16 protein-coding genes and 1 tRNA gene are annotated in these 14,252 nt (G+C 70.6%); 8 read left to right on the forward strand and 9 right to left on the reverse strand.

The window, feature by feature from the left end:
* Positions 1-7: 7 nt before the first annotated feature.
* The 4 genes from pal (at position 8) to JI746_RS06965 (ending at position 2,266) form a co-directional block, all read left to right on the forward strand.
* Entirely contained in the window at positions 8-553 is a 546-nt protein-coding gene (pal, locus tag JI746_RS06950; RefSeq protein WP_201688071.1) for a peptidoglycan-associated lipoprotein Pal, read from the forward strand.
* Positions 554-558: 5 nt separating this feature from the next.
* A complete protein-coding gene (gene ybgF, locus JI746_RS06955; protein WP_201688072.1) occupies positions 559-1,344 on the forward strand; it encodes a tol-pal system protein YbgF in 786 nt (261 codons plus the stop codon).
* Between the two features lie 16 nt (positions 1,345-1,360).
* The gene (locus tag JI746_RS06960; RefSeq protein ID WP_201688073.1) at positions 1,361-2,149 is read left to right on the forward strand and encodes a tRNA threonylcarbamoyladenosine dehydratase; all 789 of its coding nucleotides are present in this window, start codon (positions 1,361-1,363) and stop codon (positions 2,147-2,149) included.
* Positions 2,150-2,190: 41 nt separating this feature from the next.
* Positions 2,191-2,266, forward strand: a tRNA-Lys gene (locus JI746_RS06965).
* Between the two features lie 44 nt (positions 2,267-2,310).
* On the opposite strand, the gene JI746_RS06970 is transcribed toward JI746_RS06965, so the two are convergent.
* Entirely contained in the window at positions 2,311-3,471 is a 1,161-nt protein-coding gene (locus tag JI746_RS06970) for an IS481 family transposase (RefSeq protein ID WP_201688074.1), read from the reverse strand.
* Between the two features lie 296 nt (positions 3,472-3,767).
* Here JI746_RS06970 and JI746_RS27600 point away from each other — a divergent pair, with 296 nt between their 5' ends.
* The 3 genes from JI746_RS27600 (at position 3,768) to JI746_RS06980 (ending at position 5,789) form a co-directional block, all read left to right on the forward strand.
* Complete coding sequence (locus tag JI746_RS27600) at positions 3,768-3,953, forward strand: CopG family transcriptional regulator (protein ID WP_236599621.1); 186 nt, start codon at positions 3,768-3,770, stop codon at positions 3,951-3,953.
* A gap of 173 nt (positions 3,954-4,126) precedes the next feature.
* A protein-coding gene (locus JI746_RS06975; protein ID WP_236599622.1) for an IS5 family transposase occupies positions 4,127-5,112 on the forward strand; the annotation gives its coding sequence in 2 pieces (ribosomal slippage) (positions 4,127-4,675 and positions 4,678-5,112; 984 coding nt in all).
* 245 nt (positions 5,113-5,357) lie between these two features.
* On the forward strand, positions 5,358-5,789 hold the full coding sequence (locus tag JI746_RS06980) for a bacteriohemerythrin (RefSeq protein ID WP_201688075.1): 432 nt from the start codon (positions 5,358-5,360) through the stop codon (positions 5,787-5,789).
* Here JI746_RS06980 and JI746_RS06985 read toward each other — a convergent pair.
* Both JI746_RS06985 and JI746_RS06990 read right to left on the reverse strand, forming a co-directional pair.
* Positions 5,750-6,238: a hypothetical protein gene (locus JI746_RS06985; protein WP_201688076.1), complete on the reverse strand. Its 489-nt coding sequence runs from the start codon at positions 6,236-6,238 to the stop codon at positions 5,750-5,752. The two genes, JI746_RS06980 and JI746_RS06985, sit on opposite strands and share 40 nt — an antisense overlap.
* 83 nt (positions 6,239-6,321) lie before the next feature.
* Complete coding sequence (locus JI746_RS06990; RefSeq protein WP_201688077.1) at positions 6,322-6,612, reverse strand: hypothetical protein; 291 nt, start codon at positions 6,610-6,612, stop codon at positions 6,322-6,324.
* Between the two features lie 207 nt (positions 6,613-6,819).
* On the opposite strand from JI746_RS06990, the gene JI746_RS06995 reads away from it, so the two are divergent.
* Positions 6,820-7,626 (forward strand): HDOD domain-containing protein, encoded by an 807-nt coding sequence (locus tag JI746_RS06995; protein ID WP_201688078.1) that lies wholly within the window; start codon positions 6,820-6,822, stop codon positions 7,624-7,626.
* Between the two features lie 13 nt (positions 7,627-7,639).
* Here JI746_RS06995 and flgL read toward each other — a convergent pair whose 3' ends face one another.
* The 6 genes from flgL to flgG form a co-directional block, all read right to left on the reverse strand.
* Positions 7,640-8,830 (reverse strand): flagellar hook-associated protein FlgL, encoded by a 1,191-nt coding sequence (gene flgL / locus JI746_RS07000; RefSeq protein WP_201688079.1) that lies wholly within the window; start codon positions 8,828-8,830, stop codon positions 7,640-7,642.
* Between the two features lie 13 nt (positions 8,831-8,843).
* Positions 8,844-10,745 (reverse strand): flagellar hook-associated protein FlgK, encoded by a 1,902-nt coding sequence (gene flgK, locus JI746_RS07005; RefSeq protein ID WP_201688080.1) that lies wholly within the window; start codon positions 10,743-10,745, stop codon positions 8,844-8,846.
* A gap of 61 nt (positions 10,746-10,806) precedes the next feature.
* Positions 10,807-11,670 carry a flagellar assembly peptidoglycan hydrolase FlgJ gene (gene flgJ / locus JI746_RS07010; RefSeq protein WP_201688081.1) on the reverse strand — a complete coding sequence of 288 codons (864 nt, stop codon included), beginning with the start codon at positions 11,668-11,670 and terminating at the stop codon, positions 10,807-10,809.
* The gene (locus JI746_RS07015) at positions 11,670-12,788 is read right to left on the reverse strand and encodes a flagellar basal body P-ring protein FlgI (RefSeq protein WP_201688082.1); all 1,119 of its coding nucleotides are present in this window, start codon (positions 12,786-12,788) and stop codon (positions 11,670-11,672) included. The genes flgJ and JI746_RS07015 overlap by 1 nt, the downstream gene beginning before the upstream one ends.
* Positions 12,789-12,790: 2 nt before the next feature.
* Positions 12,791-13,459, reverse strand: a complete 669-nt coding sequence (locus JI746_RS07020) for a flagellar basal body L-ring protein FlgH (RefSeq protein WP_201688083.1) — start codon at positions 13,457-13,459, stop codon at positions 12,791-12,793.
* 8 nt (positions 13,460-13,467) lie between these two features.
* Positions 13,468-14,250, reverse strand: coding sequence for a flagellar basal-body rod protein FlgG (flgG, locus tag JI746_RS07025; RefSeq protein ID WP_201688084.1), 783 nt, complete (start codon positions 14,248-14,250; stop codon positions 13,468-13,470).
* Positions 14,251-14,252: the final 2 nt, after the last annotated feature.

Genomic DNA, 14,252 nt, shown 5'->3' on the forward strand with positions numbered 1-14,252 from the left:
TTCCGGAATGAAGAAGCGCGTGTTCCTGGCCCTGGCGCTCGCCGCTGCACTGGCGGGCTGCGCCAGCGGCGTGAAGCTCGACGACGTGCCGGTGGAAGACAAGCAAGGCACCGCGATCACCACGCCGACGCCGGGCCCGGGCGCGACGCCGGGCGCCGGCGCCGAGTCGCGCGTCGCCCCGGTGGACGCCACCCGCGGCGCGACCGACATCGCCGGGCCGAGCGGCGTGGGCCGCATCGTCTACTTCGACTACGACAGCAACGTCATCAAGCCGGAGTTCCAGAACGTCATCGAGGCCCACGCGCGCTTCCTCAAGGCGAACGGCGGCCGGCACGTGGTGATCGAGGGCCACACCGACGAGCGCGGTGGCCGCGAATACAACCTCGCCCTCGGCCAGCGCCGCTCCGAAGCCGTGCGGCGCGCCCTCGAACTGCTGGGCGTGAAGGACTCGCAGGTCGAAGCCGTGAGCTTCGGCAAGGAAAAGCCCGCGGTTCCGGGCAGCGATGAAACTGCTTTCGCGCGGAACCGCCGCGCCGAGATCGCCTACCGATGATGACCATGAAACGTTCCGCGCTGGCCGTTGCGCTCACCGCCCTCACGCTGTTCACCGCCTCCGCGCAGGCCGCGCTGTTCGAGGACGACGAGGCGCGCCGCGCCATCATCGAGCTGCGCCAGCGCGTCGAGCAGCAGCGGCAGGCCGCGGCCACGCAGCAGCAGCAGCTGGCCGACGACCTCAAGCGCGCCACCGACGAGAACGCGAACCTGCGCCGCGCGCTGCTGGAACTGCAGAACCAGATCGAGTCGCTGCGCACCGATCTCGCCCGCCTGCGCGGCAACGACGAACAGCTCGCGCGCGACCTGTCGGACGTGCAGCGCCGGCAGAAGGACATCGCCGCCGGCGTCGAGGAGCGCCTGCGCAAGTTCGAGCCGGTGCAGGTGACGGTGGACGGCCGCGAGTTCAGCGCCGACCCCGCCGAGCAGCGCGAATTCGAGGCCGCACTGGCGGCGTTCCGCAAGGGCGACTTCCTGGCCGCGCAGACCGCGTTCGCCGAGTTCCTGCGCAAGTACCCGAGCAGCGGCTACCGTCCGAGCGCGCTGTTCTGGGTCGGCAATGCGCAGTACGCCAACCGCGACTACAAGGGCGCCATCGGCAACTTCCGCGCGCTGCTGCAGCAGGCCCCCGACCACCCGCGCGCGCCCGAGGCCGTGCTGTCGATCGCCAACTGCCAGATCGAGCTGAAGGAAAACGCGAACGCGCGCCGCACCCTCGACGAACTGGTCAAGGCTTACCCGCAGTCGGAAGCGGCCGTGGCCGCGCGCGAGCGGCTGGCGCGCCTGCGTTGAGCGCGCACCCGGGCGCATGACGCACCTGGACGAAGCGGCGGACCTGCAGCGGCGCTTCGGCGGGCTCGAGCGGCTCTATGGCATGGAAGGCGCGCAGGCGATCCGCCGCGCGCATGTCGCCGTCGTCGGCATCGGCGGCGTCGGCTCCTGGGCCGCCGAGGCGCTGGCCCGCAGCGGCGTCGGCGTGCTCACCCTGGTCGACCTGGACCACGTCGCCGAATCCAACATCAACCGCCAGGTCCACGCGCTGGAGAGCACGCTGGGCCAGGCCAAGGTGCTGGCCATGCGCGAGCGCATCGCGCAGATCCATCCGCGCTGCACCGTGCATGCGGTGGAGGAGTTCGTCGAGCCGGAGAACTGGCCGCAGCTCCTGCCGGAGGGCGTGACCGCGGTGATCGACGCCTGCGACGAACTGAAGGCCAAGACGGCGATGGCCGTGTGGGCGCGTTCGCGCAAGGGCCTGTTCATCTCCTGTGGCGCGGCCGGCGGCAAGCGCCTGGCGCACAAGGTCGACGTCGACGATCTCGCCGCCACCACGCACGATCCGCTGCTCGCGCAGCTGCGCTACCGGCTGCGCCGCTTCCATGGCGCGCCCAAGGAGGGCAAGCGCATCGGCGTCCCCTGCGTGTTCAGCCGCGAAGCCGTGGCGCCGCCGGACCCGTCGTGCGCCATCGAGGGCGACGGCTCGCTGAACTGCCACGGCTACGGATCGGTGGTCAGCGTGACCGCGACCTTCGGTCAATGTGCGGCCGGATGGGTGCTGGATCGCATCGCCGCCGGGAAAGCCCCGAAACCATCGCTATAATCGCGGGCTTTGCTGCTGTGCAATGCAGCGGCAAGCAGGCCGGGACGTTAGCTCAGTTGGTAGAGCAGCGGACTTTTAATCCGTTGGTCGCAGGTTCGAATCCTGCACGTCCTACCACCAGCCTGCTTGTCCGTACCTAAGAGATAGGTGACGGGCCGTACCTAAGTCATGGGTAACAACCTCGCGCCGAACGGGTTGTCGAGGGGTTGCAATGTCTTCTGTTCCAGGTCGATGTAGCCCAGATCGTAGTGCATGAAGCTCACGAGCCAGATGCCCTCGTCTACCTCCTTCACGCCGACCCGCTGACCGGCCAGCACGCTGGTGATGTTGATTTTCTTGCGGTGCATGCAGATGCGCCCGCAGGCGGTCACCAGGATGTCGCGGTCATGCAGGGGATAGGACAGTTCCGGCAGGCCCAGATAGGGCCGTGTGCTGGGCAGGTACACCTCGGCGGGTGTCTTCATCTCCAAGGCCTCGTGTGGCCGCTCGGTGTTGAACTCTTCCATGAAGGCGTCGAAACGGGCTTGCTGCTGCAGGCTCTTGGTGCCTGGCGGCCGTGTGGCCTCCTTCTTCAGCGTCAGGTGCATGCGCTCGTGACGCCCGTTTTGCTGCGGCTTGCCGGGGCGAATGCGCTCGATCTGGATGCCCAGGCGCAGCCACCACACGGAGAGCTTCGAGAGGTTGAACAGGGCGTTCGGGCTGGCAAACGGGACGCCGTTATCGGAGCGGATCGCCTGAGGCAGCCCGCGGTCGCGAAACAGCTGCTCGAACGCGGTGATGGCGGGGTCCTCGCAGGTGGATTCCAGGGCCTCGCACAGCAGCAGGTAGCGCGAGGCATGATCGGTGACGGTCAGGGGGTAGCAGTAGTGGCCATTTCCGAGCTTGAACTCGCCCTTGAAGTCCACGCACCACAGCGCGTTGGGCGAGCTGCCCGGCGACAGGGCTGTTCCTGTGGCACGCGGCCTTGGTCGACCCGCCACCTTCACCAAGCCGTGACGGTGCATCACCGCGTGAATCGTGCTCTTGGCCGGCACGCGCACGTCATGGTCCAGGCGCCGAACCAGCATCTCGCGAATCTTGCGAGCGCCCCAATGGGGTTTCTCGCGCTTGCACGTGACGATCAGCGATTCGATGGCTGCCGGCAGCTGATTGGCGTAGCGCACCGGCCGCCGGCTGCGGTCGTCCAGGGCATGCAGGCCCTGTTCCTTGTACCGGTTGAAGATCTTGTAGCCAGTCTTTCGGGAGATGCCGAACTCTCGGCAGACGTCCGACATGGCATCTCCATCGAGAAGCTTGCCAACAAAGCGAATTCGCTCATCCATGACCGAACATTCCTTCCACGGCATAGACACTCCCCCTCGTGAGAGGGGAAAAGTGTTACCCATGTGTCCGGTACGCTATGTCACCTATCTCTCGGGCCGCTCAAAGGGAAGGGCGCTACTAAATCAGTAGCGGTATTTTTCTTGGTGACAGTCTGGTGACTTCTCCCCCACCACTGAGCTACTGTTAGCCCGCAACCAGTCCGTGGCTCGCAGGCTGTCGTAGCGCGCCGTGGGTGAGCAGGACTGTCCCATGCACTCAGGTCATTGCATCGGATTAACATCAAGAAGTCCGACCTATGGAGCTCAAGACCGCGCGGCTCACCGTTCTGATGGATCCCGGAATGAAGTCGGCATTCGAAGGAACCTGTAGGGCGATGGACATGACACCATCTCAGGTAGTGCGGCGGCTCATTCGCGAGTTCAGGGACGTGAACAAGCGAGAGACCCCAAGAAGGCAGGAGCGCAAGTCGAAGCGACAGTGATGCGCGTTATGCCGGAGAGGGGCTTGGTGCGCCTGTCGCTCTCCTTGGCACTGGGTACATCTCGGTGGCCGGCGTCCGCCAGATGTGCTTCCTCGATGAGGCTTAGGGAAGGTCTGAACAAGTTTACCGATCATGCCGCGGCGCGTTGAGTGATGCAAAGGAGCCTGTGCGCGATGAGCCAGATCAGTTTCTCGGACGCGGAGTACGCCCGCAAGCGGAAGGAGACGCGGCGGGAAGTGTTCCTCCAGGAGATGGAGCTGGTGGTGCCGTGGAAGGTGCTGCTCAAGATCATCGAGCCGCATTACCCGGTGGCCGGCCGCGGTCGCCGCCCGTACTCGCTGGATTCGATGCTGCGGGTTCACCTGATGCAGAACTGGTTTGCGCTGAGCGACCCGGCGATGGAGGAGGCGCTCTACGAGATCGCCTCGCTTCGCAGCTTCGCGCGTCTGAACCTGAACGAGCTGATTCCGGACGAGACCACCATCCTGAACTTCCGGCATCTGCTCGAGGCCAACGACCTGGCCGACGACATCTTCAGGCCGGTCAACGCGCTGCTGGCGTGCAAGGGACTGCTCCTCAAGCAAGGCAGCATCGTGGATGCGACGATCATTGCCGCGCCCAGCTCCACGAAGAATGCCGAGGGGGAACGCGACCCTGACATGCACCAGACGAAGAAGGGGGAGCAGTGGTTCTTCGGAATGAAGGCGCACATCGGCGTGGACGCGCTGACAGCGGCCTGGTGCACACGGTCACGACGACCGCAGCCAACGAGTCGGACGTGGAGCAAGTAGCCGATCTGCTGCATGGAAAAGAGGAACAGGTCTGGGCCGACTCCGGCTATCGCGGAGCCCCGAGCCGCGTGGAGCGCAAAGACCTGCAATGGAACATCGCTGCGCGGCCCAGCGACATTGCCAAGATGCCCGAGGGCAGAGCGAAGAAGCGGGTGCAAAAGCAAGAGCACCGCAAGGCCAGCATCCGCGCCAAGGTGGAGCATCCGTTCCGCGTCATCAAGCGCCAGTTCGGATTGGTCAAGGTGCGGTTCCGTGGCCTGGCCAAGAACACGGCGCACGCCGTGACGCTGTTCGCGCTGTCGAATTTGTGGATGGTGCGAAAGCAGCTGATGGCGATGACGGGAGTGGTGCGTCCGAAAGCAGCATGAGGGCGCGGAAGGCGCCCGAAAATCACCTCGGACGGTCGCGAAATCATGAATTCGGCGAGCTTCCGCGAATCGCGCCAGCATGAGCGACCTGCGATCTCGAGTTGTTCAGACCTTCCTTAGGTTGCACTGCAATGCAATGCACTGAAATGCATGCGCGTTTCGGCGCTGCGCGGGCTTGCTTGCGCCGGATCAATCGCATGGCGCGGAGTGCCGGTAAGGTAGGCGGCCGTAGCTGGAGCCTTGAAGTGTCGCATTGGCAGGAATCCCTCCGGACCTGTGTCCCGGACATCGACCAGGAGCATCGCTTCCTGTATGGGCTGCTGGCGCGGCTGGACCTCTCGCGCGCGACGGAGGCGATCGACGCGCTGCACGCTTTCCTGCAGGAGCATTTCGTGCACGAGGAGCGGCTCATGGACGAGAGCAGCTATCCGGACCGGGCGGAACATCGCCACCAGCACGCCCATCTCGCCGCCCGCGTCGAGCAGCTGCGGGCGTCGGCGGCGCCGTGGACCATGGCGCGCCTGCACGCGTTCCGTTCGCTGCTTTCGGATTGGCTGGAGGCCCACATCGCGGTGCACGACAAGGCCCTGGCGCTGTGGCATGCCGCGTGGACCGAGTACACGCGGGGGCCGATGCCTCACAAGGGCGTCATGGAAACCTCCATGGGCCAGCCGTAGGTCCCCGGAACGGCTGCGTCGGAGAGATGCAGGCGCAGCCACAGCTGCACCTCCACCCGCCGCATGCCGCGCCCCGGCGTGGCCGCGATGAAGGTCGCCTGTTCCGCGGCGGCACCGCGCGACCCGAGCAGGGTCACCGAGCGCACGGCCGGCGAGGCCACGTGCACCTGCAGTTGCTGGCCCGCCATGCTGCTGGCGCTGTTGGTGATGATCTCGAGCTTCAGCGGCAGCGGCGCATCGACATACCCCTGCCGGATCGCCGACGCTGCGACCTCCAGCGGTGGCAGCGCGGAGAGCGGCCGCACGTGCACGTATTCCGTGACGGTGATGCTCACCTGCAGGATCGCCTGGGCCTCGCCCGCGGCGGCCGGCGCGCAAGCCAGCAGGGCGGCGCAGCCCGCCGCGCGCAGGACCGGGTGCACCTTCCGCCGGTACCAGGTGCCTTGCATGTCCGTGGTTTCGGCACGCGGGCGCGGAGCTGCAGTGCGGCACGATGGGCGGTCGCTGCAGGCGGTCGGATGGAAACGCCCCCCTACGCGCGGGGTCGCTGCGCCGGCGGCAGGTTGCCGAGCGCCTCGCACGCGACGGCCTGCGCCATCAGCATCGCCCGCTCGAGGTCGGGTGCCAGCGCCGCGCCGCAGCCCTTGAACAGGCACGCCGCTTCCCAGTAGCTTGGCGGCTGCTGGCAACAGATCTTGAAGTAGGCGGCGCAGCCGTCGCTCGACTGGTGGGCGTACAGGGCGATGTAGTAGCCGCGCACGGGCCCGGCGATGTGTTCGCGCACGGAGCCCGGCGCGTAGCGCGCCCTCGTTTCGTTTCGCATCGCAGTCCTCCTCACGCCCGCCTTGCGCGCGGGCCTCTCCAGACGCGGCCGCTGCCCTGCACGCAGCCGGCATGCTCGGGGCGACCATCCCCTGCTTATCGGCAGGTGCGTCGCGGCTTGTAGAAGCAGGACGGCCACGCCGACGGACGGCTGCAGGCGCGGGCACCAGCCGCTTCAGGACTTGCGGCGCGGGCCGATAACCCGGTCATGCCAGCCTCAGCCGACAGCCCGTCCTGGGTGGACCGCCTCGCCGCCTGCAACCCGCCGGTGCTGCGCGCGAGCGCCCACGCCCTGGCCGCGTGGGCGCGGCGGCGCGACGAGGCCGACGCCCACACGATCGCCGAACTCGCGCTGGCCGACCCGCTGCTGGCCGTGCGCATCCTCGCCGCCGCGGGCCGGCGCGGGACCGGCCGCTTCGCCACCCCGGCGCGCACCGTCACGGCGGCGCTGGTGCACCTGGGGATCGAGCCGTTCTTCGCCGCGGTCGAAGGGGCGCCGGTGCTGGAGGAAGGCCTGGCCGACGAACCGCGGGCCCTTGCGGGGGCGCTGCGGGAGCTGGCGCGCTCGCGCCATTCGGCGCGCATCGCCGCCGGCTTCGCGATGCACCGCCAGGACGAGGATGTGGGAGCGCTGCAGCTCGCGGCCCTGGTGCACCGCGTCGGCGCGCTGCAGCTCTGGCACCAGGCGCCCGCGGCAGCCCTGGCCATTCGCGAATTGCAGTCGCAAGGGTTGCCGGCTCAGCGCGCGCAGCAGGAGGTGCTCGGTCTGACGCTGCCGGCGCTGTCGGCGGCGCTGCTGCGGGCCTGGGAGGTCGCGCCGGCGCTGGGCGAACTGGCGTGCGCGCAGCCGGCGCGTTCGGCGGCGCAGCGCACCGTGGCCGTCGCCGTGCGCATGGCCGACCGGCTGGAAAGCGGCTGGAGCCATCCGGCGCTGGTCGCGGACCTGGCCGAAGCCGGGGTGCTGCTGAACGTGGCGCCACGGGCCGTGGCGCAGCTGGTGCGCCACGTGTCGTAGCGCGGCGCGCGCGTCACGAGATCAGGTCGAACAGCGACTTGCGGCCCACCGCGGCATAGCTCTTGAGCGCGGCTTCCAGTCCCGTCTGGCTCGCCTGGAGGTCGGAGATGCCCCGGGCAAGGTCGAGGTCGCGCAGGTCGCTGCGGCGGCCTTGCACGGCCACCTCCTGCTGCGCGTTCGCCTGCGCGCCGTCGTCGGCCAGGCGCAGATCCTCGGCAGCCCGGGTGCGCGCGAGCAGCAGCCCCTCCAGCGCGCCGTCGACGCCGGCCTGCACGCGCGCCAGCCGCTCGGCGTAGGCACCGGAGGCCAGGCCGTCGTCCTCGAGCAGCGCGATGGCGTCGTCCAGGGTCTGGAACACGCTTTGCTGCCCCGCGGGTTGCAACCGGAAGGCATCGCCCGCCGCCGGCGCGCCGGAGATCGCGACGCGCTGCCCCGCGACCTCGATGCCGGCGCCGCTGCGAAAGGGCACCGCCGTCGCCAGCGCCGCGCCGGTGGTGGTGTCGAGGACCGAGTAGCTCAGGGCGCCGGGCGCGCCGCCGATCACGATCGCGTAGTCGTGACCGGTGAGCTGCGTCGCGTCCCTCACGCTGCCGGCGTCGATCCAGCCGCTGCCGCTGTTGGCGGCGGCCGAGGCCGTGACGAACACCCCGTTGCCCTGGGGCAGCGCCAGGAAGGCGGCGCGGCCGTCGAGGGTGGTCGCGAAGCGCGCGTTCTCCCCCACGCGCTGCTCGCCCGCGACGGCAGCCCACGCCGGCGTGCTGCCCGGCATCGGGGCGGTGGCGCTGCCCTGGCCGCCGAAGACGAAGCCGCCGCCGCCATCGGGGGTGTTGGCCACCGCGAGCAGTTCGCTGCGCGCGCTGCGCAGGCGCTCGGCCAGCGCGTGGCGGTCGTCGGCCGTGTAGCCGCCGTTGCCGGCGGCCACCAGCGCCTCGCGCGCGTCCTGCAGCACGTCGACGCCGTGGGCCAGCGCGCCGTCGGCCGTCGCGAGCGTGCCTTGCGCCAGTTGCACCGCGCGCTGCTCCTGCGCGATGCGGGCCAGCCGCGAGCGCGCCAGTTCGCCTTGCGCGGCGGCGACCGGGTCGTCGCCGGGCGAGCGCACGCGCAGGCCGCTGGCCACCTGCTCCTGCAGCCGGGCCTGTTCCGCCTGGCGCTCCCCGAGGGTGGCAAGGGACTGGCGGGCGGTGTGGAGGGTGGGGACGCGCATGGTGTGGTTCCGATCAGCGGCCGGTGGCGGCCAGCAGCGATTCGAACAGGCTCTGGCTGGCCTGGATGACGCGGGCGGAGGCCTGGTAGGCCTGCTGGAAGCGCAGCAGGTTGGCCGCTTCCTCGTCGAGGTTCACGCCCGCCACGGCCTGCTGGCGCGCCACGGCCTCGTCCTGCAGCTGGCCGGAGATCTGCGCGGCAGCCTGGCCGGACTGCACGCGGCTGCCGACGTCGCCGACCAGCGCCGCATACGTTTCGTTGAGCGTGCCGCCCGCTGCCAGCGCCTGTGCGGCCAGGCCGGCCAGCGCCAGCGCGTTGCGGTTGTCGGCAGCGGGTGCCGTCACCGGCTGCACCGCGAAGGTGTCGCCGGCCGCCGGCGCGCCATCGAGCGTGAGCGACCAGCCGTTGTAGTCCGCGGGGCTCACGGGAACGCGCTGGCCCGGCGTGTACGGCACGCCGGCGAGTTCGCCGCCGGCCAGCCCGGTCACGTCGAAGCTCGTGGGTGGATCGTTGAAGCGGATGGTGACGGGCAGGCGGTTGTCCGCGCCCGCGCGCAGCGCCTCGAATGCGCTGGCCCCCGCACCGCCGCGATTGGCCGCCGAGGCCACCACCGTGGCGGGGAAGGCCGTGGCTACCTGGCGGGGTGCCACCTGGCGGGCGGCGAGGCCGCTGGCCGCGGCGGCGAAGGGCTTCACGAGCCAGGTGTCGCCGGCGGCAGGGGCGCCCGTGGCGCTGAAGCGCAGGCCGTCGATCTCCAGCGGCAGGCTGGCCGCGCTGGTCGACTGGCCGTCGGCCAGCCGCGTGACCTGGTAGGCCGCGCCGTCCCAGCGCAGCGCGTAGTCGCTGGCCTGCAGCAGCGAGGGATCGGCGATGCCGGCGGCGAGAGTCGCCGCGCCGGTGTTGCCGCTGTTGGCACGCGCCACCGGCGCCGGCGCGGCGAAGAGGGGGGCGCCCGGCGCGCCGTCCATGTCGACCCCCAGCGCCTGCTGCCGGTTGAAGGCGGCGGCCGCGACCTGCGCGATGCGGCCGACCTGGTTGATCGCGGAGGCCAGGTCGTCGTCGCGCAGCCGCAGCGTGCCGGCCAGGCTACCGCCGCCCAGTCCCGCCGCGTCGAGCCACTGGCTGGTGCTGCCGGTGACCAGCCGCAGCCCGCGGTGCGCGGGGTCGGCCGGATCGGGCGCGGCCTCGAGCCGGGCCTGCTGCTGCCCGACCAGCAGCGGCGCCCCCTCGCGCGTGAAGAGCGCGAGGCTGCCGTCGTCCTGCGCCACGGTGTGCACTTGCAGCAGGCCGCCCAGCCCCTGCACGGCGGCGTCGCGCTGGTCCAGCAGGTCGTTGGGCGGCTGGCCCAGGGCCTGTCCGCGCGCGATCTGCGCGTTCAGCCGCGCGATGTCGGCCAGGCGCGCGTTGACCTGCGCGGCGTCCTGCGCGAGCCGGCCATCGGCCTGCCCGGCGAGGTCCGCGAGCTGCGCGCCGACGCTGCTGGCGCGCTGCGCGAACTGCCCGGCGCGCGCCACGAAGACCTGCCGCGCGGAGAGGTCGGCCGGCCGGTTCGCGAGGTCGCCGGCAGCAGAGAACAGCGCGTCGAGCGCCGCCCCGATGCCCAGTTCGCCATCGCCGAAGACGGCGTCGATGGCCTTCAGGCCGTCGGCGCGCACGCTGTCGGCCGCGGCCACCGAGTTGGCCGATTGCACGGCGCCGGTGAGGAACTGGTCGTACTGGCGCCGCACGGTGGTGAGGTCCACGCCGCGGCCGAAGAAGCCACCGCCGGTGTACAGGCCGCCGGCGGTGGCCAGCACCGCCTCCTGGCGCGAGTAGCCCGGTGTGTTGGCGTTGGCGATGTTGTGCGACACCGTCGCCAGCGAACCCTGGGCGGCGGTGAGAGCGCGGCTTCCGATGTTCAGGAGCGAGGAGGTCATGGTCGCTTCAAGGGGTTGATGGCGGCCTCACGCGGGTGCGGGCGATTCGTTCACGGCTTGTCTAGCCGGTCGCGCGCTGCAGCGCCAGCGCCTGGTTGATGGTGCGCGCGAGCTTGCTCGCGTAGGCCGGGTCGGTGGCGTAGCCGGCGCGCTGCATGCCCTGCGCGAAGGACGCCGGGCTGGACGCGCCGCGCAGCGCGCCGGCGTAGCGCGGCAGGCTGGCCAGCAGGCACGCGTAGTCGGCGAAGGCCTCGGTGTAGGAGGCGTAGCTGCGGAAGGCCTCGCGCCGGCGCACCGGCTGCCCGGTCTCGTACTCGGTCGTGGCGGCGGTGGCGGTGGCGCCGTTCCAGCCGCCCGTGGCCTTGATGCCGAACAGGTTGTGGGAGCCGGTGCCGTCGGCGTTCCTCGCCTCGGCGCGGCCCCAGCCCGATTCGAGCGCGGCCTGGCCGAGGATGAAGGAGGCCGGCACGCCGGTCTGGCGCTCGGCTTCGCGGGCGTGGGGGAGCATGCGGCGCAGGAAGTCGGCCGCGTGGGGGGAGGAGGGTGCGGGGATGGGTGCCGTCGAGGTGGCGGAGGAGGAGCGCCCCCACCCCGGCCCTCCCCCGGAGGGGGAGGGAGAGGGGGCAGGCAGGTTCTGCATGTGACGGGTGAGCTGCTTTTCGAGCATGTCGGCCAGGCCGCCGCGCTGGCCGGCGAACTGCTTCGCGAACTGCGCATCGAGCATGCCCGTGAAGGTGTCGCCGGTGCCCGCGCCTTCGGCCTTGGTCGTCGCTTCGCGCATGCTCTTGAGCATCATCTGCGTGAACAGCGACTCGAACTGCACCGCGGCCTGGCGCGCGGCGCCCTGCGGGTTGCGGGCGGCCTGCGTGCGCAGCGCGTCCAGTGCACGCGCATCGAAGGGCGAGGGGGCGGCGGGCGACTGCATCAGATGATCTCCAGGTCGGCCTTGAGCGCGCCGGCCGCCTTCATCGCCTGCAGGATGCCGATCAGGTCCTGCGCACTCGCGCCCAGCGCGTTGAGCGCCTTCACCACTTCGGCCAGGTCGGCGCTGGCGGGCACTTCCATGAGCGCGCCGGAGCCTTGCTGGATGCGGATGTCGGCCTTCTCGGTCACCACGGTCTGGCCGCCCGAGAGCGGCGCCGGCTGGCTGACCACCGGCGTGCTCGAGACCGTCACCGAGAGGCTGCCATGCGCCACCGCGCTGGCCCCCAGGCGCACCGACTGGTTGATCACCACCGAGCCGGTGCGGGCGTTGACGATCACGCGCGCCGGCGGCGCGGCCAGCGCCACTTCCAGGTTCTCGAGTTCGGCGATGAAGCGCACGCGGCTGCCCTGGCCCGGAAAGCGCACCTGCACCACGCGCGCATCGAGCGGCTGCGCCTGCTCGCCACCGAGGTGACGGTTGATCGCCTCGGCCACCAGCCGCGCGGTGGAGAAGTCGGTCTGGTTCAATTCGAGGTGGATCACGTCGGACTCTAGCGCCGCGTTGGCCACCGCGCGTTCCACCGTGGCGCCGCCGGGAATGCGGCCGGCCAGCAGGTGGTTGATCGCGACCTTGCTGCCGCCCGCGGCCGCGCCGGCGCCGCCGATCACCAGGTTGCCCTGCGCCATGGCGTAGACCTGGCTGTCCGCGCCGCGCAGCGGCGTCAGCAGCAGGGTGCCGCCGCGCAGGCTGCGCGCGTTGCCCAGCGAGGAGACGGTGATGTCGATCTGCTGGCCCGGTTGCGCGTACGCGGGCAGGGCCGCGGTGACCATGACGGCGGCCACGTTCTTCATCTGCGGCGTCACGCCAGGCGGCAGCGTCACGCCGAACTGCGACAGCAGCGACTGCACGCTCTGGCCCGTGAACTGCACCTGCGTGGCCGCGTCGCCGCTGCCATCGAGGCCGACCACCACGCCGTAGCCGATCAACTGGTTCACGCGCACGCCCGCCACGGTGGCGAGGTCGCGGATGCGTTCGCTGCCGCCGCCGGCCGCCGTGGCGGGCAGCGCGCCGAACGCCAGCGCGCAGCCGGCGAGCAGGGAGACGAGGAGGCTGCGCATGGTCACACCGGCGCGATGCTGAGGAAAAAGCGCGTGAGCCATCCCAGCCCCTGCACGCGCCCCACGTCGCCACGCCCGCGCTGCTGCAGCCGCGCCTCGGCGACCTGCGTGGAGCTCACCAGGTTGCCTGCGCGGATCGTCACCGGGTTGACCACGCCGGAGAAGCGCAGCACGTCGACGTTGTCGTTCACGCCGATCTGCTTTTCGCCCGTGACCACCAGGTTGCCATTGGGCAGCACCTGCTGCACGGTGACGGTGATCGTGCCGGTGAAGGTGTTGATGCTGTCCGTCTTGCCGTCGGCCTTGCCGTTCAGGTCGGACTTGGCATCGACGCCCAGGCGACCGAGCACGCGCGCGGAGGCGTAGGGCAGGGCGGAGGTGCTGGCGCCCAGCGCGTTGGCGCGCTCCAGCTTGGTGGTGGATTGCTGGCTGGCGCTGACCGTCTCCTCGATCTGGATGGTCAGCGTATCGCCCACCAGCCGCGCGCGGCGGTCCTCGAACAGCGGCCGGTGCGTGCCGGCGTTGAAGATCGCGCCGGTGGTGGGCGCTGTAGCCGGCGCGGCGGCCGCTGACGTGGCGGGGGCGGCGGGGTGCATGTCGACCGCCGGCGCCTGCACGGTGGCGCAACCGGCCAGCAGGCAGGCCGCAGCGAGGGCGGCGAAGGTCTTCATCGCGGCGCTCACAACTGCGTCAGGCGGGCCAGCATCTGGTCGCTGGTCTGGATCGCCTTGGAGTTGATCTCGTAGGCGCGCTGGGTCTGGATCATGGCGACCAGTTCCTCCACCACGTTGACGTTCGAGGCCTCCACCGCACCCTGGTTGAGGGCGCCGAGGCCGTTGCTGGCGGGGTTGCCCGCCTGCGGCGTGCCGGATGCGGCCGTCTCGGTGTAGAGGTTGCCGCCGCGCGGATCGAGGCCCGCGGGGTTGGCGAAGTTGGCGAGCTGCAACTGGCCCACCTGCTGCGGCGTCGAGGCGCCGGGCAACATCACCGACACCACGCCATCGCGGCCGATGGTGACGCTCTGCGCGTTGGCGGGAACGGTGATCGCCGGGTTGAGCGCGAAGCCGGCGGGCGTCACGAGCTGGCCCTGGGCATCGACCTGGAAAGCGCCATCGCGCGTGTAGGCCGCGCTGCCATCGGGCATCTGCACCTGGAAGAAGCCCTGGCCGTTGATCGCCAGATCGAGCTGGTTGCCGGTCTGCGTAAGGCTGCCCTGGCTGAAGTTGCGCGAGGTGGCGACGGCGCGCGCGCCGCTTCCGAGCTGCAGGCCGGTGGGCAGCTGCGTCTCCTGCGTCGAGGGGCCGCCGGCCTGCCGGACGTTCTGGTACAGCAGGTCCTCGAAGACGGCGCGGCTCCTCTTGTAGCCGTTGGTGCCGACGTTGGCGAGGTTGTGGGTGATGGCATCCAGCTGGGTCTGCTGGGCCTCCAGGCCGGTCTTGGCGGTGGCGAGCGAGCGCAACATCG

It is taken from the genome of Ramlibacter alkalitolerans, assembly GCF_016722765.1.
In the GTDB taxonomy this organism is placed as follows: domain Bacteria; phylum Pseudomonadota; class Gammaproteobacteria; order Burkholderiales; family Burkholderiaceae_C; genus Ramlibacter; species Ramlibacter alkalitolerans.